The organism is Nocardia asteroides, from assembly GCF_021183625.1.
GTDB lineage: Bacteria > Actinomycetota > Actinomycetes > Mycobacteriales > Mycobacteriaceae > Nocardia > Nocardia asteroides_A.
This window is the reverse complement of sequence record NZ_CP089214.1, coordinates 3,827,289-3,845,000: the sequence shown is the minus strand read 5'-3', so window position 1 is coordinate 3,845,000 and position 17,712 is coordinate 3,827,289. Positions and strand designations below refer to the sequence as shown.

The window sequence follows — 17,712 nt, the reverse complement described above, 5'->3', positions numbered from 1 at the left end:
ATCGACCTACTGTGGCGGTATTCCGCGAATTCCCAGCACGGAATCCGCTCCGAAGGGGAAAAATATCCGTAGTGGACGAGGGTCCCGGGGCACTGCCGAGATGCGACAAGCACGGAACGGAGTGTGTGGGGTGGCGACGAGACCGGCGGGGGTGGGGCGCGCGGAGCGGTATCCGGCGCCGGAACGGGTGGTTGCGCAGCACGATTCGTCGACGCTGCCGCGCAGGCAGCTCGGCAGGCACCTGCGCGAGTGGCGCACGCGGGCGGGGCTGACCATCGCCGAGGCGGCGCGGCTGATGGAGTGGGGGGCGACCACGCTGCAGCGGCTGGAGAAGGGGCAGGCCGACCGGATCCGCACCATCGACGTGCGCGAGCTGTGCCGGGTCTACGGCATCCCGGACGAGATCGCCTTCGGGCTGGAGGGGCTGGCCAGGCAGACCGCGGACACGCACTGGTGGCACGCCTTCGGCGAGCTCATCCCGGAGCACTTCGAGGTGTACCGCGGGGTGGAGGCATCGGCGCGGCACCTCAGCACGTACCAGCCGGATCTGGTGCCCGTGCTCTTCCGCACCGCGGAGTACCTGCGCGCGCTGGCTGGCGGCGCCGAGGAGAGGGTGCAGCGCACGCTGCGCGGGCAGAGCCTGATCACCAGGAAGTCGCTGCCCGCGACGGTCGACGCGGTGCTGCACGAGTCGGTGCTGCGCAGGCTGGTCGGCGGGCCGCGGGTGATGGCCGCCCAGCTGCGGCACCTGGCCGACCTCAGCACGAGGGGCAATGTCCGGCTGCGGGTGCTCCCGTTCGCGGCGGGGGCGCCGGTCGGCGGGACGGTCGCGCCGTTCACCGTGCTCGATTTCGGCGCGGACCGCAGGGGCAGGTCGATCGAGCCGCCGGTGGTGTACACCGAAGGGCTCACCGGCGGACTGTATCTGGAGGCCGAGCGCGACGTCCGGCGGTACGATGCGGCGCACGAGTGCCTGCGCGGCTCGGCGCTCGACATCCCATCCAGCCGGAACCTGCTGCGGCGGGTAGCGAAGGAGTACGCGGCATGAGCATCGGCGAGGGCGCGCAGGTCGACATCACGGGCGCGCGGTGGCAGTCGGCCTCCGGCACGACGCCGGAGAGCGAAGCCGTCGTCGAGGTGGCGTTCCTGGCCGAGGGGCACGTCGCGCTGCGCGACGGCCGCGACCCGGACGGCTCGGTGCTGATCTTCACCCCGGGCGAGTGGGACGCCTTCACCGCGGGCGTGCAGGACGGGGAGTTCGACCCGCCGAGCTGACTTCGCCGGTTTGCCCGGAAAGCCGTTCGGGTACACCTCTCTTCATGGACCGTGGGTTGAAGAATTCCCCACCCCGGTACCGGACGCCGCATCCCCGTTACTGGGTGGAGTGGTTGATCGTGGGACTGCTGGTGGCGGTGGCATCGGTGGGCGTATTCGTGCTCACCGGTTCGTGGCTCTCCGCACTCCTCGTCGGTGCGCTGGTGTGGGCGGTGGCCGTCGGGGTGGTCGCGCTGCTGTAGCGCGACCACCCCGTGCTCAGCGGCGGAAGAGCTTGTTCCCGAGCCAGACGATCGGGTCGTACCGCCGGTCGACCACCCGCTCCTTCATCGGGATGAGCGCGTTGTCGGTGATCGCGATGTGCTCCGGGCACACCTCGGAGCAGCACTTGGTGATGTTGCAGTACCCGAGGCCGTGCTCCTCCTGGGCCAGATCCCGCCGGTCGGCGACGTCCAGCGGGTGCATCTCCAGCTCCGCGATCCGCATGAGGTAGCGCGGCCCGGCGAACGCCTCCTTGTTCTCCTCGTGGTCACGCACCACGTGGCAGGTGTTCTGACAGAGGAAGCACTCGATGCACTTGCGGAACTCCTGCGAGCGCTCGACATCCACCTGCTTCATCCGGTAGTCGCCCGGCTTCAGATCCGCCGGCGGCGTGAACGAGGGGATCTGCCTGGCCTTCTCGTAGTTGAAGGAGACATCGGTGACCAGGTCCTTGATCACCGGGAAGGTGCGCATCGGGGTCACGGTGATGACCTCGTCCTCGGTGAAGGTCGACATCCGGCACATGCAGAGCAGCTTGGGTCTGCCGTTCACCTCGGCCGAGCAGCTGCCGCACTTGCCCGCCTTGCAGTTCCAGCGCACCGCGAGGTCGGGGGCCTGGGTGGCCTGCAGCCGGTGGATGATATCGAGCACCACCTCACCCTCGTTCACGGTGACGGTGAAGTCCCGCAGCTCGCCGCTGTCGGTATCACCGCGCCACACGCGGAATTTGGCGTCGTATCCCATGTCACGCCTCGCCTTCCGGGGCAGGGCGCGCGTTCTCCGGGTGTCCCGCCAATTCGATTCCCTTGTAGTACTTCTCCAGCTCGGAGACCTCGAAGAGCGCGAGCAGGTCCTCCCGCATCGGCTCCTGGTCGGCCGGGCGCACGGCAACGCCGGGCACCGTGGCGCCGCGGTCGTCGCCGTCGAGTGCGCAGACCAGCAGGGTGTTCCGCCAGCCCGGGTCCATGCCCGGGTAGTCGTCGCGGGTGTGCCCGCCGCGGCTCTCGGTGCGCAGCAGCGCGGCCTGGGCCACGCATTCGCTCACCACCAGCATGTTCCGCAGGTCGAGCGCGAGGTGCCAGCCCGGGTTGAACTGCCGGTGCCCCTCCACGGTGACCTCGGCGTACCGCTCGCGCAGCCGCTCCAGCCGCTCCACCGCCTGATGCAGCTCCCGCTCGGTGCGGATGATGCCGACCAGGTCGTGCATCACCTGCTGCAGATCGGTGTGCAGGGTGTACGGGTTCTCGCCCTGGCCAGAGGCCGGCGGGTCGAACGGCGCCACCGCCGCCTGCGCGGCCGCGGTGATGTCGGCCTCGGTCACCACCGGACGCTGCTCGCCGAGCGACCGCACGTACTCGGCGGCGCCGAGCCCGGCCCGGCGGCCGAAAACCAGCAGGTCGGAGAGCGAATTGCCGCCGAGCCGGTTGGAGCCGTGCATGCCGCCGGAGCACTCCCCCGCCGCGAAGAGCCCGGGCACGGTGGCGGCGCCGGTGTCCGGAACCACCTCGATCCCGCCCATGACGTAGTGGCAGGTCGGCCCGACCTCCATCGGCTCGGCGGTGATGTCGACATCGGCCAGCTCCTTGAACTGGTGGTGCATCGACGGCAGCCTGCGCCGGATCTCCTCGGCGGGCAGCCGGGAGGCGATGTCGAGGTAGACGCCGCCGTGCTCGGTGCCGCGCCCGGCCTTGACCTCGGAGTTGATCGCCCTGGCGACCTCGTCGCGGGGCAGCAGGTCGGGGGTGCGGCGGGCGGAGTCGTTGTCCTTCAGCCACTGGTCGGCCTCGTCCTCGGATTCGGCGTACTGCCCCTTGAAGACCGAGGGGATGTAGTCGAACATGAACCGCTTGCCGTCGGTGTTCTTCAGCACCCCGCCGTCGCCGCGCACGCCCTCGGTGACCAGGATGCCCTTGACGCTCGGCGGCCAGACCATGCCGGTCGGGTGGAACTGCAGGAACTCCATGTTGATCAGCGAGGCGCCCGCGCGCAGCGCGAGCGCGTGGCCGTCGCCGGTGTACTCCCACGAGTTCGAGGTGACCTTGTAGGACTTGCCGACGCCGCCGGTCGCCAGCACGATCGCGGGCGTCTCGAAGAGCACGAAGCGGCCGGACTCGCGCCAGTAGCCGAAGGCGCCGGAGATCCGGTCGCCCTCCTTGAGCAGCTCGGTGACGGTGCACTCGGCGAAGACCTTGATCCGGGACTCGTAGTCGCCGGTCGCGGCGAAATCCTCCTGCTGCAGCGCGACGATCCGCTGCTGCATGGTGCGGATCAGCTCCAGCCCGGTGCGGTCGCCGACGTGCGCCAGCCGCGGGTAGGTGTGGCCGCCGAAGTTGCGCTGGCTGATCCGTCCGTCCGGGGTGCGATCGAACAGCGCGCCATAGCTTTCCAGCTCCCAGACCCGGTCCGGCGCCTCCTGCGCGTGCAGTTCGGCCATGCGCCAGTTGTTCAGGAACTTGCCACCGCGCATGGTGTCCTTGAAGTGCGTCTGCCAGTTGTCCTTGGCGTTCGCGTTGCCCATGGCCGCGGCGCAGCCGCCCTCCGCCATGACCGTATGTGCCTTGCCGAACAGGGATTTGCAGACCACCGCGACGCTGTGGCCGTTCTCCCGTGCTTCGATCACCGCGCGCAGCCCGGCGCCACCCGCGCCGATGACCACCACGTCGTACTTGTGCCGTTCAACTTCTGGCATCGAGGAAAACTCCTGTATGAGGCGGTCAGTCGATGAACCGCAGGTCCGAAATCGTGCCGCTGGCCACCAACATGACGTAGAAGTCGGTGAGCACGAGGGTGCCGAGGGTGGTCCAGGCCAGGGCCATGTGCCTGGTGTTCAGCTTCGACACCTGGGTCCAGAACCAGTAGCGCACCGGGTGCGCCGAGAAATTCTTGAGCCGCCCGCCCGCGATGTGCCTGCAGGAATGGCAGGAGAGCGTGTACGCCCAGAGCAGCACGACATTCAGCAGCAGCACCAGGTTGCCGAGGCCGAAGCCGAAGCCGCCGCTCTTGCCGTGGAAGGCGACGATCGCGTCGTAGCTGTTGACCAGCGAGACCAGCAGCGCCACATAGAAGAAGTAGCGGTGCGCGTTCTGGATGATCAGCGGCAGCCTGGTCTCGCCGGTGTACCTGGCGTGCGGCTCGGCGACCGCGCAGGCCGGGGGCGAGAACCACACCGCCCGGTAGTAGGCCTTCCGGTAGTAGTAGCAGGTGAGCCGGAAGCCGAGCAGGAACGGAAGTACCGCGAAGCCGAGCGGGATCCACATCGGCAGGTCGCCGAGCGGCGTCCCGAAGTGGCTCGCGCCCGCCACACACGACGTGCTCAGGCACGGTGAGTAGAACGGCGTCAGGTAGTGGTAGTCGGCAACGTAGTAGGCGGTGCGCACGAACGACCTGACCGTCGCGTATACGACGAACGCACCGAGCCCGAGCACGGTGATCAGCGGTGGTAGCCACCAGCGGTCGGTGCGGAGGGTGCGTGCGGAGATCCGTGCTCTGGTCGTCGTGAAGACGCCCGTTGGTGCGGCAGTCACGGTGGATGCCTCGCTGCTCTGCTCTGCGGGCTCGTCGGGTTGGCCCGCGATCCGATGTGATGACGAGCACCCTACGACAGGGGCGCTATCGCTCGAGTCGGGTACTGCCATTCCCGGAGCATCGGCCCAGTAGTGATCTTCACCACAACCATGATCGCGGCCTGATCGTCACACTTCGGTAACAGCCCCATGATGCCCTTTTCCTGACAAATCGCCCGCTGACGTGCGGTGACGCGTGGATCCAGATGGAAGGGGCCACCACGATGAGAAGAGCTGCGATCGTGGCACCGGTTCGCACCCCCAGTGGGGTTGCCGGCGGGGCGCTCTCCGGGATGCCGCCGGAATGGCTGGCGACGACGGTGCTCTCGGCGGTCATCGACCGCTCCGGGATCGACCCGCTGCGCATCGAGGACGTCGCCATGGCGTGCATCGATCCGCGCGGCCCGACGGTGCCGCACCTGAGCAGGCTGGCCGCGCGCGGCGCCGGGCTGCCCTTCGCGGTGCCCGGCTTCCTCACCGACCGGCGCGGCGGCAGCGGGCTGCAGGCGGTGATCACCGCGGCGATGATGGTGCAGACCGGCGCGGCCGACGTCGTGGTGGCCGGTGGCGTCGAGTGCTCGACGGACGGCGCGATCTCACCGCGCGACCCCGGCCACCGGGCCGACCTGGTGAACGCCGAGGAGCTGGCCAGGCACTACGGCATCGGGCGGGCCGAGGCGGACGAGTTCGCGGTGGCCAGTCACCGCCGGGCTGCCAGGGCCTGGCGGCAGGGCGCCTTCGCGGCCGAGGTGGTCCCGGTCGGCGTCACCGCCGACCCGTACGCCCGCACCGCCGCCGACTTCGACCCCGGTCACCGGATCGCCAGGGACGAGGGGGTCAGGGCGGACGCCACCACGCACACCCTGGCCAACCTTCGCCCCCTGCTCCCCCGCGGCGTGGTGACCAGCGCCAACATGAGCACGCACCGGCACGGCGCCGCGGCCTGCCTGGTCGTCGCCGAGGACCGGCTGGACGAGCTCGGGCTGACCCCGCTGGCCTATCTGGTCGGCTGGGCCGCGGCTGGCTGCGACTCCGACATCGCCTCGCTCGGCGCCGCCCCAGCCGTGGCGAAGCTGCTCGGCCGCAACGGCTTCACGCTCGACGACCTGGATCTGATCGAGGTCAGCGAGGGCTTCGCGGTGGAGGTGCTCGCCCTGGCGCGGGAGTGGGATCTGGACCCGACCGACCGGCTGAACGTCAACGGCTCATCGATCGGGCTCGGCAACCCGGTCGGCGCCACCGGGCTGCGCATCATGACGACGATGCTGCACGAGCTGGAGCGCGGCGGCGGCCGCTACGGGCTGGAGGCCATCGCGCTCGGGCACGACCACGGCATCGCCGCGCTCTTCGAGTCGGCGGAGTCGGCGCCCGCCTCCGCGCCACCGCGCGGGGCCCGGTTCCACGGGGCGCGCCCGCCCCGGCGGCCGGGGCGGCACCGGGCCTGAGCGCGGGTCAGGTGGTGCGCGGCCGGGAGTGGAAGCCGAGCCCCTCGTCCTGCGCGCCCATCCAGGCGGATTCGTCGCTCTTGCTGTCCGGCACGTAGATGGTGTCGCGCGGCCTGCGGCCGAGCTCCGGCGGCGGCGTCTGCTCGAACTCGTCGGCGTCGATGACGAGCCGTTCGAGGTCGTTCTCCAGCCGCCGGACCGGCGACGCGTCGCCGTAGTGCGAGCGCAGCGCCCCGATGGAGCGCTGGAGCTGGCCGACCGCGTAGCGGAGTTCCGCGATATCGCTGCGTGTCATCGTTTCCTCCCAGGTTCTGTGAAGCCACAAGATCATGTGACTCACCGCACACCGTGATCTACAACACAGTAGCCGACGAAATCCCTCGTGTCCGGTGCGATCTCGAATCGGGGCGGAACCGGTCTGCGCGGTCAGCCCGCCATGGCGTAGCTCCGCGCCCCGGCCAGCACCCGCCGGACCAGCCCGGAGAGCGCCGCGGCGACCTCGTCCGCCCGCTCCAGGATGACGCCGTGCCCGGCGCCGTCGACCCGGACCAGCTCGGCCGCGGGGAGCTGCGAGGCGAGCACGACCGAGTGCGCGAACGGCGTCACCAGATCGGCCGAGCCGGCCAGCACGAGCGCCGGGATTCCGGCCAGCCGGTGCAGCCCGTCGCTCTCGTCGAAGGTGCGCAGCGGCTCCAGGAAGCTGGTCATGGTGAGCAGCGGGGTCTCGTTGAACATGGCGATGGCGAGCGCCCGCACCCGCGGGCTCACCGGCGCGGTGCCGAGGTTGGCCTCGCCCATGATCGGCTCCAGCAGCCGCCGGGAGAGCCGGTGCGAGGCCCCCATCAGCCGCGGCGCGCGCAGCACCGCCCGCTGCAGCGCACCGATGGCGCGCCGGTTCAGCAGCCGGCCGAGCCCGACGTCGGTGAGCCCGCTCGCGGCGGTGGCGATGAGCGCCAGCCCGGCGATCCTGGTGCCGACGGCCTGCGGGTACAGCCGGGCGTGCGTGAGCGCCGTCATGGCGCCCATCGAGTGTCCGACCAGGATGATCGGGCCGGTCGGGGCGAGCGCGCGGAGCACCGCCTCCAGGTCGTGCGCGAGCTGGTCGATGGTGTAGCCGGTGGCGTCACCCGCCCCGGAGTGGCCGTGCCCGCGATGGTCGTAGCTGACCAGCCGCGCGGTGCCGCCCCAGTCCCGCGCCAGCCGCTCGCCGAGGAAGGACCAGGTGTCGGCGCGCAGGCAGTGGCCGTGCACGAAGACCAGGGTGACCTCCGCGCTGTCGGCGCCGATGACCCTGGCCGCCAGCGGGGTGCCGTCGTCGGCGGCCACGGTGACGCGACGGTCGGCTACGGGAGCGATCGACGTGGTCATGGCAACACCTCCGGGCTCGGACGTTCTTTCCTTGCCTGAATGGTCGCGCGCCGCAAGCTTGCTGTTAACCGACTTCACCTGCCGTTACGCAGGTGTGGCCGAACCGAGTCGCGCCGAGATCATCGGAGTATCGGATAGTATTCGATGTTCCCTAGATTTACTTAGACGGTCCTGAGGTAGCGGCCGAAGTGCGGAACGGTGAAGCCGATGCTCCCCCGCTCGGCCGAGTAGATGAGCCCCTTCTTGATCAGCCCGTCCCTGGCCGGGGAGAGCGAAGCGGGCTTGCGGCCGAGTTCCTTCGCCACCGCCGCGGTGGCCACCGGCCCGTCGTCGCCCGCCAGGTCGGCCATGGCCCGCATGTACTCGCGCTCGGCCGGGGTCGCCCGCTCGTAGCGGGAGCCGAAGAAGCCGACCGCGAGCTCCTCCTCGGCGGCCGGCGCGGCCACCTCGACGTCCTCGGCTCCGATCGGGCTGTGCGGCGCCTGATCCCAGGTCGCCTTGCCGTACGCCTGCACGAAGTACGGGTAGCCGTCGGCCTTCTGGTAGAGCAGGTCGAGCGCGGCCGGGGTGAACCGCACGTCCTCGCGTTCGGCCGGGGCGATCAGCGCCTGATCCGCGGAGTCCCGGTCCAGCCGGTCTATCCGGTGGTAGCTGAAGAGCCGCTCGGAGTAGCTCTTCGAGGCGGAGAGCACCGCGGGCAGGTGCGGCAGCCCGGCGCCGACCACGATCAGCGGCGCGGCGTCCTGGCTCAGCTCGTGGCAGGCGCCGCAGATGGCGGAGATGTCCGCGGGGCCGAGATCCTGCATCTCGTCGATGAAGATCGCGATGCCGACGCCGATATCGCCCGCCAGCGCCGCGGCCTCGCCGAGCAGCTCGACCAGGTCGATCTCGATATCGCCGGAATCGGCGCGGCCGGTCACCGCGGGGACGTCGATCCCGGGCTGCCAGCGGTCCCGCATCCCCCGGTCCGCGGTCGCGCGCAGCGCGAAAGCCTTGAGGATGCCGAGGAAATCGTCGACCCGCTCCGGGTTCCGGTGCGAGGTGGCGATGGCGCGCACCGCCATGTGCAGCGCGGAGGAGAGCGGCCTGCGCAGCTCCTGGTCCGGCCGCGCCTCCAGCTTGCCGGTGCCCCACCCCCTGGACACCGCGCCCGAGCGCAGCTGGTTCAGCAGCACGGTCTTGCCCACCCCGCGCAGCCCCGTGAGCACGACGCTGCGCTCCGGCCTGCCGCGCGCGATCCGCTCCAGCACGACGTCGAACGCGGTGAGCTGCTTACCTCGACCCGCGAGCTCGGGCGGGCGCTGCCCGGCTCCGGGCGCGTACGGGTTCCGCACGGGATCCATGACCCGACAGGTTAGTGCGTTGCCTGCGGAATATGCGCGTTTCTAAGCGAGGCGCTAGAGACCGCTATCGAGCCCGATCGAGCCGTATAACGGACGGTCCGCTACGCCGTGACCGCTCCGTGATATTGATCGGAATCGCCACACCCGCAGCTCCGGGCGGGTATTCGGAATATCGAGGTGAAGAGCCTGCTCTGTGGGGTGGACAACAGCGCGCGCGGGTCGTAATCTTCTCGTGACTTAGTGGAGTCTGTCGCTTCGTGAGGAAGGAGCGGCGCCGCTGGGTTACCGCTACAGCGGCTGTCGGGGCCCACGGGATTCCCGGCTTCGTCGCGCCGGGGCCACAACCTCCGGTAGGCGGTTGATGCGCATAGAGGGAGATTCAGCTCGGTGGGTAAACACAGCTTGCAGCGGGAGTCACGCGTTCCGGGTTCCGTCAAGGGTGCTCTGGTCCTTGGTGCGGTAGCCGCGACCGGTGCCATGCCCGCGGTTTCGGCCATGGCGGCCACCATCGATATCCCCGGCCTCGGCTCGTTCGACGTCCCGCAGGAGTTCGAAGCACCGGCCCAGCAGCTGGAGCAGCAGCTGACCGCCGCGCTCGGCTCGATGCCCGCGGCCCCGCAGGGTGCGCCCGCGCTCCCCGGCTTCGCCGCGCCGGAGCTGCAGGGCATGTTCGCCCCGCAGGTGCAGAACACCGCCGGTGATGTCGCGCTCGATGCCGCCAAGTCCAAGGTCGGCGCCTCCTACGTCTGGGGCGCCACCGGCCCGAGCAGCTTCGACTGCTCCGGCCTGGTGCAGTGGGCGTTCAAGCAGGCAGGCGTCGAACTGCCGCGTACCAGCTTCGAGCAGTCGCACGTCGGCGCCCCGGTGGCCTTCAACGATCTGCGCGCCGGTGACATCGTGATCACCAACGGCGGCGGCCACGTCGGCATCTACGCCGGCGACGGCAAGCTGCTGAACGCGGTGCAGTCCGGTACCCCGGTCTCCTACACCCACCTCTCCGCGGACGAGGTCGTCACCGCCCGCCGCGTGCTCTGACGATTGCCCCCTGAGCAGAGCGCACCAGCGCAGGCCCGGGTCGACTCCTGGACCTGGGCGGTGCGCCTGTTCAAAACCCGGTCGGCCGCCGCGGAAGCATGCCGCGGCGGACACGTCCGGGTGAACGGCGCCCCCGCCAAACCCGCGCAGCAGGTGAAGCTCGGTGACGAAGTCCGGATCCGAGCCGCCGGGGTGGAACGCATCGTCATCGTGGAACGCATCGTCACGAAGCGAGTCGGCCCGCCCATCGCCGCGCAGTGCCTGATCGACCGCAGCCCGCCTCCGCCGCCGAAGGAAGTTCTCGCTTCCCTGCCCCGGCGGGATCGGGGCAGCGGCAGGCCGACCAAACGCGAACGCCGCGAGACGGATCGGCTGCTCGGGCGCACCGAGGACTAGTGCGGCCGCAGCTCGCCCGCGGCGAAGCGGGCGCGACACTCCCCGCGCCGCACCTTCCCGCTCGACGTCCGCGGAATCTCCCCCGGCGGCACCAGCAGTACCGTGCCCGGCACCACCTCGTGGGTGCGGGTGACGGCCGATCGGATCTTCCCGGCCACCACCGTGTCGGCGTCCGGCGTCTCCGCCACGATCACCAGCGATTCGCGCACGCCGTCGTCGTGGCCGAAGGCGGCCACCAGCCGGATCTCCGGTGCGGCCGCGGTGACCGTCTCCTCCAGATCGGCCGGGTGGTGGTTGCGGCCGTCCAGGATAACCAGGTCTTTGGCGCGGCCGGTGACGTAGAGCTCGCCGCCGTGCTCGAAGCCGAGATCGCCGGTGTGTAGCCAGTTCTCGGCGTCGGTGACGCAGACATTGGGGCCGGAGACATGGATCTCGCCCACCGCGCCCGGATTCGATGCTGTGCCGTGCTGCCGATCGACGATTCTGACGCGCTGCCCGGCCGGTGGGCCGCAGCCGACCAGCGTGACCGCGGGTTCGGTGCCCGCGGGCAGTGCGCGGCCGGTGGTCAGCGCTGCCCGGTCGAACGCGAGGACGGTCGGCTCGCGGTCCTGCGGGGTCAGGGTGACGGTGAGGGTGGCCTCGGCGAGGCCGTAGCCGGGGGCGTGTGCCCGGTGCCGGAAGCCGGCCGGGGCGAAGGTGTCGGTGAAGGTGCGCAGGGTTGCGGCGCGGACCGGTTCGGCGCCGTTGAGCACCGCGTCCACCGCGGTCAGATCCAGCTGCGTCACCTGGCGTTCCGTCGTCGTCGCTGCGGTCAGTGCCAGGGCGAAATCCGGGGCGCCGGTCGTGCCGGCGCCGAAGTCGGAGCAGGCGCGCAGCCAGCGCACCGGCCGTTTGACGAAATCGACGGGGGCGAGAGTTATGCCCGGCACCCCCGACCAGATCGGCAGTGCGAGGGTCAGGACCAGCCCCATGTCGTGGAAGAAGGGGAGCCAGCCGACGATCGGTTTGGTCCCGGAGGCGGGAATGGCGGTGCGGAGTTGTTCCAGTGCGGCGGTGAGATTTCCGGACTCGACGCGAATTCCGGTCGGGGCACCGGTGGAACCGGAGGTGTACTGGAGATATGCGGGAGCCTCGCCCGCCGGTAGCTCGGTGAACTCCACCGGCCGGCTCGGGTCGACGACGAGCACGTTCCCGGCCAGTGCGGCCGAGGCTTCGTCGCCGGGGTCGATCAGGCTGAGCGTCGGTGTCGCGTCGGCGAATACGCCGGTCAGCCGCTCCGGGTGTCTGCCGACCGGGAACAGCGGGACGGCGCTGCGATGTGCTGCCAGGCAGGCGAGGAAGGCCAGGACATAACCCATCCCGTGGCCGGTGAGCAGCGCGACTCGCTCGCCGGATGCCGTGCGGGCGCTGATTTCCCCGGCGAGCGAGGCTACGGCGGAGGACAGCTCCGCGTAGGTGAGCGTGTGCGGGATGTAGTCGGCGCCGTCCGGGCTGCCGGGGGCGGGGTAGCGCAGGGCGGTGTACGCGGGGGCCTCCGGACGCGCGCGGGCCCACCGGGCGAGCCTGCCGATGAGGTGCTCGGTCATCCGGGATCACCCCGGCCGAGCCGCTCCGCCAGCATGGCCGCCAGTGCGGCCACGGTCGGGTTGCCGAAGATCTCCGCGGTCGAAAGCCGCACTTCCAGGCGGGATTCCAGAACCCGGCGCAGCTCGATGCCGAGCAGCGAGGTCAGCCCGAGATCGTTGAAGTCGGCGGCCGGATCGACCTCGTCCGCGGGGCGGTCGAGCGCGGCGGCCAGCGCGGCGCGCACGATGTGGGCCAGCGGGCGCGGCTGCACATCGACCCGGACCGGCTCGACCGGCGCCACGGATTCCGCCGTGTCGTCGAGCGTCTGGCTGAGCCGCCTGCCGACGGGGGAGTGGTCACCGGACCCGGACCAGTCCAGGGCGAGCAGGTACGGCACCTCGTGCCGGAGCACCTCGGCGAAGAGCGCGGCGCCGCGCTCCGGATCGAAGGCGCGGATCCCGGCGCGGCGCAGGTGGCTCGCGCCGCCCGCCGCCTCGGCCAGCCCCGACGACCAGACGCCCCAGCCGACGCTGGTCACCCGGCGGTCGCGCTGCGCGCTCGCCAGCGCGTCCATGGCGGAGTTCGCGGCCGCGTAGGCGGCCTGGCCCGGCGCGCCGAAGGCGCCGGTCGCCGAGGAGAAGAGCAGGACGAAGTCGGTCGGGTCGGTCGCGGTCAGCTCCAGCAGGTGAGCGGCGGCGGTGGCCTTCGCGGCGAGCATGCCGGTGAGTTGCTCCGGCGTCACGTCCGGGAAGGCGGCGTCCTCCAGGCTGCCCGCCGCGTGGATGATCCCGCGCACCGTCGATCCCCACTCGCGGATGTCGTGCAGCGCGGCGGCCAGGTCGGCGCGGTCGGTGACGTCGCAGCGGACCACGACGATGCGGTCCTCCAGGCCGTCGAGCACCGCGGGCATGGGGCGCGGCGCCCTGGTCAGCACCACCACGTCGCGTGCGCCGTCGGCGAGCAGCCAGCGCACCGCCAGCGAACCGAGCGCGCCCAGCCCACCGGTGACCACGTAGGTGCCGGTCGCGTCGATCGAGACCGGCGCGGCGGCCGCCGGGTCGGTGCGCAGGAAGCGGCGCACCGACATGGTGCCTGCCACCCGGAGCTCGAGCGGCAGGGTGGGGTCGGTGACCGCGCGGACCAGGGCGTCGTCGGTGCCCGCTGCCCGCCACACCAGGCGGACCCGCAGCGCGGACTCCAGCTGCAGGCTGCGCACCAGCCCCGCCAGCGCGGCCGCGGGGTGCAGGCCGGTCGTCGATGCCGCCGCTTCGGTGGGGAGCAGCACGGTCAGTGTGGCCGTCGCAGGTGCCGCCGTCACGTGCTGGAGGACGGCGAGCGTCCTGGTCAGGGCGGCGACGGTGGTGCCGTCCGGGTGCGGGTGCGTCGGCCAGACGAGGACGATGGCGAGCCGGGTCGTGGAAGTGTGGCCGGTGAGCACCGACTGGACCAGCGGGAGCGCGGCGTCGGGGTCGCGGGCGATCCGCTCGGTCGGCAGGGTGCGCTCCAGCGCGCGGGCCAGCAGCACGGCGTCCTCGGAGTCGCCGATCACCAGCGCGCGCCCGACGTCCGCGGGTGGCGAGCCCGCACTCTCCGGCAGCGGCACCCAGTGCTCGGTGCGCAGCACGTCGGCGCGGTGCGGGGCGGAGTGCACCGGGAGCTCCGGATCGGTGAAGCGCACCCGCACCCCGAGCAGCGCGAGCATCGGAATCCCGTGCTGGTCGGTGGCGACCACATCGCCGACCAGCCCGGCCCCCGACCGCTCCCGGACCAGGGCGTGCGCCTCGCCGACGGTGCGCCCGGGTTCGGTGGTGAGCCAGGCGTTCTCGATCCCGATGGGCAGCGGCACCCGCCCCTCCGGCAGCCCGCCCGCCGCCGCGGCCAGCACGTGCAGGCACCCGTCCAGGGTGGCGGAGCGGTGCGGATCGGCGGCGTCCAGCTCGCCGACCGCCCGATCGCGCTCCACCGCGAGCCCGCGCAGCGGCCGGAAGGCCGGGCCGTACTCCAGCCCGCGCTCGCGCAGCTCCGCGTAGAAGCGCGGCACCGGCACGGTGCGCATGCGCGGGCGGGCGGCGCGATTCGTATCGACCACCCGCATCCATGCGACGATATCCCCGGGCGTGGGGTCACCGGCGGACCGAGTCGAAGCCAGCGCCGAGGAACCCGTGACCCCCGCCCGCAGCCCGGGCCCGCCTGCCTCCTCCCGGTAGGTGACGGCGGGCACAGCATCCGAGCGGGTGAGCTCGTGCACCGCGAAACCGCGCACCGCCGACGCCCCCGACCTGGCGCGCGCCGCGTGCAGCAGCCGCAGCAGCCAGTACACCGCCGGAATCAGCGGCACCCCCGCCACCACGTGATCGGTGGGGTCGTCGGCCGGGAAGGCCGCCTCGGTGAGCGCGGGCGGTGCCGGCACCAGCAGCGGGAAGCGGTGGCGCTGCCAGCGGCGGCGCGGCGGCGGCTCGGTGAGCGGGCCGAGCGCGGACCAGTCCGGCGCCCGGCCGGCCACGTGCAGCGCGCCGAGGCACTCCAGCAGCGCCGCGACCTCGTCGTCGCGGTTCGCGGTGGCGTGCGCGCTGTCGGCGAAGGCCGGGGTGTCGCGGATGGCGGACAGCAGCACCGGGTGCGGGGCGATCTCCAGCGCGGTGCCGAAACCGTCCGCGCCAGCCCGCTCCAGCGCCGCGCCGAGATGAACCGTGCCGAAGGCGTTCTCGGCCCAGTACCCGGCATCGGTGTCGGCGGTGCCGACGGTCTTGCCCGCCCGCGCGGTGGAGTAGAGCGGGAGCCGGGGTACCAGGGGCTCGATCCCGGCCAGCGCCGCGCGCAGCTCCGGCAGCACCGGCGCCACCTGCGGGCTGTGCGCCGCGAAGCGCACCGCGACCGGGCGCGCGAACAGCCCGCGCCGCTTCGCCCGGCGCAGCAGGATGTCCACGTAGCGGCGGGATCCGGAGATCACCACCGAGCGCGGGCCGTTCACCGCGGCCACCGCCACCTCCGCCGCGACCGGCTCCACCAGTGTCTCCGCGACCGGCAGCTCGGCCTCCAGCACGGCCATGGCGCCGTGGCCGTCGAGCCGGCCGAGCAGGGCGCCGCGCGCCACCGCGACCAGCGCGGCATCGCCGAGCGCGAGCGCGCCCGCGGCCACCGCGGCCGCGACCTCGCCGAGGCTGTGCCCGGTGACCGCGTCCGGCCGGACGCCCCAGTGCGTCAGCAGCCGCAGCATGCCGATCTGGTAGACGAAGAGCGCCGGTTGCACGATGGCCGTGGCCTCGTCGGTCACGAAGCCGCCGTCCGGCGTCCAGACCGCCGGGCCGCCCGCCGCGACCACGGCGTCGGTCGCTTCGGCGAGGCCGGCGGCGAAGGCGGGGAAGCGGGCCGCGAGCGCATCGCCCATGCCGGCGAACTGGCCGCCCTGGCCGGAGAAGACGAAGAGGACTCCGCCGGGTACCGGCGTGCCCGGCCCGAGAACGCCGGGCAGCTCCCGGGATCGGGCGAGCGCGCGCAGCCGCTCGATCGCCGTCTCCGCGTCGGCGGCGAGCACCGCCGCGCGGGCGGGTTCGGGCAGCCTGCGGGCCTCGGCCGCTGCCAGTGCCGCGACCCGCGCGATGCCGGGCCGCTCCGCCGAGCCGCCCGCATCCGGCTGCGCCGTGGAGCCGCCCGCATGTAGCTGCGCCGTGAAGCCGCCCGCATCCGGCTGCGCCGTGGAGCCGCCCGCATCCGGCAGCGTCGCGGAGCCGCCCGCATCCGGCTGCACCGTCGAATCCGCCGCGGGCGAGTCCGCACCCGCGCAAGGCGACTGCCCCGCCGCGAGTTCGTCGGCGACGGCCGCCGCCCGCTGCCGCACCTCCTCCGCATCCCGCCCGCTCAGCGGAATCAGCACCGGCCCGGCCGCGCGCACCGGCTCGGTTTCGGCCACCCCGTGCAGCACGACGTGCGCGTTCGTCCCCCCGAAGCCGAACGAGCTCACCCCGGCCCACCGCTCACCCGGCGGCACCGCCGACCAGTCCACCGCGCGCACGGCGGGCCGCAGCCCGTGCTCGGCCAGCCGCAGCAGCGGGTTCGGCGTGCGCACGTGCAGCGTCGGCGGGATCACCCCGTGCCGGACGGCGAGCGCCGTCTTGATCAGCCCGGTGACCCCCGCCGCCGCCTCCAGATGCCCGACATTCGACTTCACCGACCCCAGCCACACGGGCGCCCCGCCGAGCACCGCGGCCAGCGCCCCGACCTCCACCGCGTCGCCGAGCGGCGTCCCGGTGCCGTGACACTCCAGGTACCTGGCCCGCCGCGGCTCCACCCCGGCCCGTAGCCACGCCGCCCGCACGACCTCCTGCTGCGCCTTCCCGCTCGGCGCGTAGAGCCCGTTGGAGCGCCCGTCCGAGCCGACCGCGCTGCCGGCGACCTCGGCGTAGATCCGCGCCCCCGAGGCCACCGCGTCGGCGGTGCGCTGCAGCACGACGACCGCGCAGCCGTCGCTCCTGGTGTACCCGTCGGCGGCCGCGTCGAAGGGCTTGCACCGCCCGTCCGGCGCCAGGAAACCGCCGTCGGCCAGGTACTCCGAGGTGTGCGGCAGCAGCACCAGGTTCACCCCGCCGACCACCGCGAACGGCACCTCCGGGTCGGCGAGCAGCCGCACCGCCAGGTCGACGGCGGCCAGCGAGGAGGAGCAGGCGCTGTCCAGCACCAGGCTCGGCCCGTGCAGGTCGAGCGCGTAGGAGATCCGGTTGGCGACGATGCTGAGCGCCGACCCGGTGACCGCGAACGGGGCATCGTGCCCGCCCGCGCCGAGCACCGCGATGCCGTGGTCGAAGGTGCAGGCCCCGAAGAGCACCGCGGCGCCGGAACCCGTTGCCCGGTGGCCGATCCCGGCGTCATCCAGCGCCTCGGTGGTCACCTCCAGCGCGAGCCGCTGCTGCGGGTCCATCACCGCCGCCTCGCGGTCCGGGATGCCGAAGCGGGCATTGTCGAAGCGGTCGATGCCGCGCAGGTAGCCGCCGCGCCTGGTGAGCGGGCGGTCCGGCGGCGGCGCGCCGGTGGCGTCCAGCCCGGTGGACAGCAGCCGCCAGAAGTCCGCGGGGCCGTCCGCGCCGGGGAGGCGGCAGCCGATGCCGACGATCGAGATCGGGGTCATGCGGTGAGGTGCTCGACCAGTTGCTCGATGCTGGCGTGGTCGTACAGCGCGACGAGCGGAATCGCCACGCCGAGCGCGTCCTCCAGCGCGCCGGTGAGCCGGGCCAGCTGGGTGGAGTTCAGCCCGAGGTCGGTGAAGGGCACGGTGGTCGAGACCGGCCCCGCGTCGGCCGGGAGCAGGTCGGTGATCGCCGCGACCGCCGCGGCCGTGCAGGCCGCCCGCCGTGCGGCCCTTCCCTCGGGTACCCCGGCGCGCATCGCGACCTCCCTCTGCCCGGCTCGCGGCCGGGAATCCCCCGCCGATTATGCCCGAGGAAAGTAGCGAATGCGCTGCGCAGC

15 protein-coding genes are annotated in these 17,712 nt (G+C 72.4%); 6 read left to right on the top strand and 9 right to left on the bottom strand.

Annotation, left to right across the window (positions count from 1 at the left end; translation table 11 throughout):
• Positions 1-130 precede the first annotated feature (130 nt).
• The 3 genes from LTT61_RS18275 to LTT61_RS32665 all read left to right on the top strand — a co-directional run bounded on the left by LTT61_RS18275 (position 131) and on the right by LTT61_RS32665 (position 1,517).
• Positions 131-1,048, top strand: a complete 918-nt coding sequence (locus LTT61_RS18275) for a helix-turn-helix transcriptional regulator (protein WP_332909191.1) — start codon at positions 131-133, stop codon at positions 1,046-1,048.
• The gene (locus tag LTT61_RS18270) at positions 1,045-1,275 is read left to right on the top strand and encodes a DUF397 domain-containing protein (RefSeq protein ID WP_233015313.1); all 231 of its coding nucleotides are present in this window, start codon (positions 1,045-1,047) and stop codon (positions 1,273-1,275) included. Before LTT61_RS18275 ends, LTT61_RS18270 begins: the two co-directional genes overlap by 4 nt.
• 119 nt (positions 1,276-1,394) lie before the next feature.
• Positions 1,395-1,517: a hypothetical protein gene (locus tag LTT61_RS32665; RefSeq protein WP_269821755.1), complete on the top strand. Its 123-nt coding sequence runs from the start codon at positions 1,395-1,397 to the stop codon at positions 1,515-1,517.
• Positions 1,518-1,533: 16 nt separating this feature from the next.
• On the opposite strand, the gene LTT61_RS18265 is transcribed toward LTT61_RS32665, so the two are convergent.
• The 3 genes from LTT61_RS18265 to LTT61_RS18255 are packed head-to-tail and all read right to left on the bottom strand — an operon-like array spanning position 1,534 to position 5,060.
• Positions 1,534-2,280: a succinate dehydrogenase/fumarate reductase iron-sulfur subunit gene (locus LTT61_RS18265; RefSeq protein WP_233015312.1), complete on the bottom strand. Its 747-nt coding sequence runs from the start codon at positions 2,278-2,280 to the stop codon at positions 1,534-1,536.
• Between the two features lies 1 nt (position 2,281).
• A complete protein-coding gene (locus LTT61_RS18260) occupies positions 2,282-4,225 on the bottom strand; it encodes a fumarate reductase/succinate dehydrogenase flavoprotein subunit (RefSeq protein WP_233015311.1) in 1,944 nt (647 codons plus the stop codon).
• A 25-nt stretch (positions 4,226-4,250) separates the two neighbouring features.
• Positions 4,251-5,060 (bottom strand): hypothetical protein, encoded by an 810-nt coding sequence (locus LTT61_RS18255; protein ID WP_233015310.1) that lies wholly within the window; start codon positions 5,058-5,060, stop codon positions 4,251-4,253.
• A 281-nt stretch (positions 5,061-5,341) separates the two neighbouring features.
• Between LTT61_RS18255 and LTT61_RS18250 the strand changes: the two genes are divergently transcribed.
• Positions 5,342-6,544, top strand: a complete 1,203-nt coding sequence (locus LTT61_RS18250; protein WP_332909190.1) for an acetyl-CoA C-acyltransferase — start codon at positions 5,342-5,344, stop codon at positions 6,542-6,544.
• Between the two features lie 7 nt (positions 6,545-6,551).
• On the opposite strand, the gene LTT61_RS18245 is transcribed toward LTT61_RS18250, so the two are convergent.
• The 3 genes from LTT61_RS18245 to LTT61_RS18235 form a co-directional block, all read right to left on the bottom strand.
• Positions 6,552-6,839, bottom strand: a complete 288-nt coding sequence (locus LTT61_RS18245; protein ID WP_233015308.1) for a hypothetical protein — start codon at positions 6,837-6,839, stop codon at positions 6,552-6,554.
• 131 nt (positions 6,840-6,970) lie between these two features.
• Positions 6,971-7,912 (bottom strand): alpha/beta fold hydrolase, encoded by a 942-nt coding sequence (locus LTT61_RS18240; protein ID WP_233015307.1) that lies wholly within the window; start codon positions 7,910-7,912, stop codon positions 6,971-6,973.
• Positions 7,913-8,073: 161 nt separating this feature from the next.
• Positions 8,074-9,255, bottom strand: a complete 1,182-nt coding sequence (locus LTT61_RS18235) for an ATP-binding protein (RefSeq protein ID WP_233015306.1) — start codon at positions 9,253-9,255, stop codon at positions 8,074-8,076.
• A gap of 495 nt (positions 9,256-9,750) precedes the next feature.
• Here LTT61_RS18235 and LTT61_RS18230 point away from each other — a divergent pair, with 495 nt between their 5' ends.
• Together LTT61_RS18230 and LTT61_RS18225 are read left to right on the top strand one after the other, a co-directional pair.
• Positions 9,751-10,290: a C40 family peptidase gene (locus LTT61_RS18230; protein WP_233015305.1), complete on the top strand. Its 540-nt coding sequence runs from the start codon at positions 9,751-9,753 to the stop codon at positions 10,288-10,290.
• A gap of 3 nt (positions 10,291-10,293) precedes the next feature.
• Positions 10,294-10,686, top strand: coding sequence for an RNA-binding S4 domain-containing protein (locus LTT61_RS18225; RefSeq protein ID WP_233015304.1), 393 nt, complete (start codon positions 10,294-10,296; stop codon positions 10,684-10,686).
• On the opposite strand, the gene LTT61_RS18220 is transcribed toward LTT61_RS18225, so the two are convergent.
• Genes LTT61_RS18220 through LTT61_RS18210 form a run of 3 tightly spaced genes read right to left on the bottom strand, consistent with a single transcriptional unit; the run spans position 10,683 to position 17,631 of the window.
• Entirely contained in the window at positions 10,683-12,272 is a 1,590-nt protein-coding gene (locus LTT61_RS18220) for a fatty acyl-AMP ligase (RefSeq protein ID WP_233015303.1), read from the bottom strand. The genes LTT61_RS18225 and LTT61_RS18220 overlap by 4 nt on opposite strands.
• Positions 12,269-17,374 carry a type I polyketide synthase gene (locus tag LTT61_RS18215; protein ID WP_233015302.1) on the bottom strand — a complete coding sequence of 1,702 codons (5,106 nt, stop codon included), beginning with the start codon at positions 17,372-17,374 and terminating at the stop codon, positions 12,269-12,271. The genes LTT61_RS18220 and LTT61_RS18215 overlap by 4 nt, the downstream gene beginning before the upstream one ends.
• A complete protein-coding gene (locus LTT61_RS18210) occupies positions 17,371-17,631 on the bottom strand; it encodes an acyl carrier protein (protein WP_233015301.1) in 261 nt (86 codons plus the stop codon). Before LTT61_RS18210 ends, LTT61_RS18215 begins: the two co-directional genes overlap by 4 nt.
• Between the last annotated feature and the right edge of the window lie 81 nt (positions 17,632-17,712).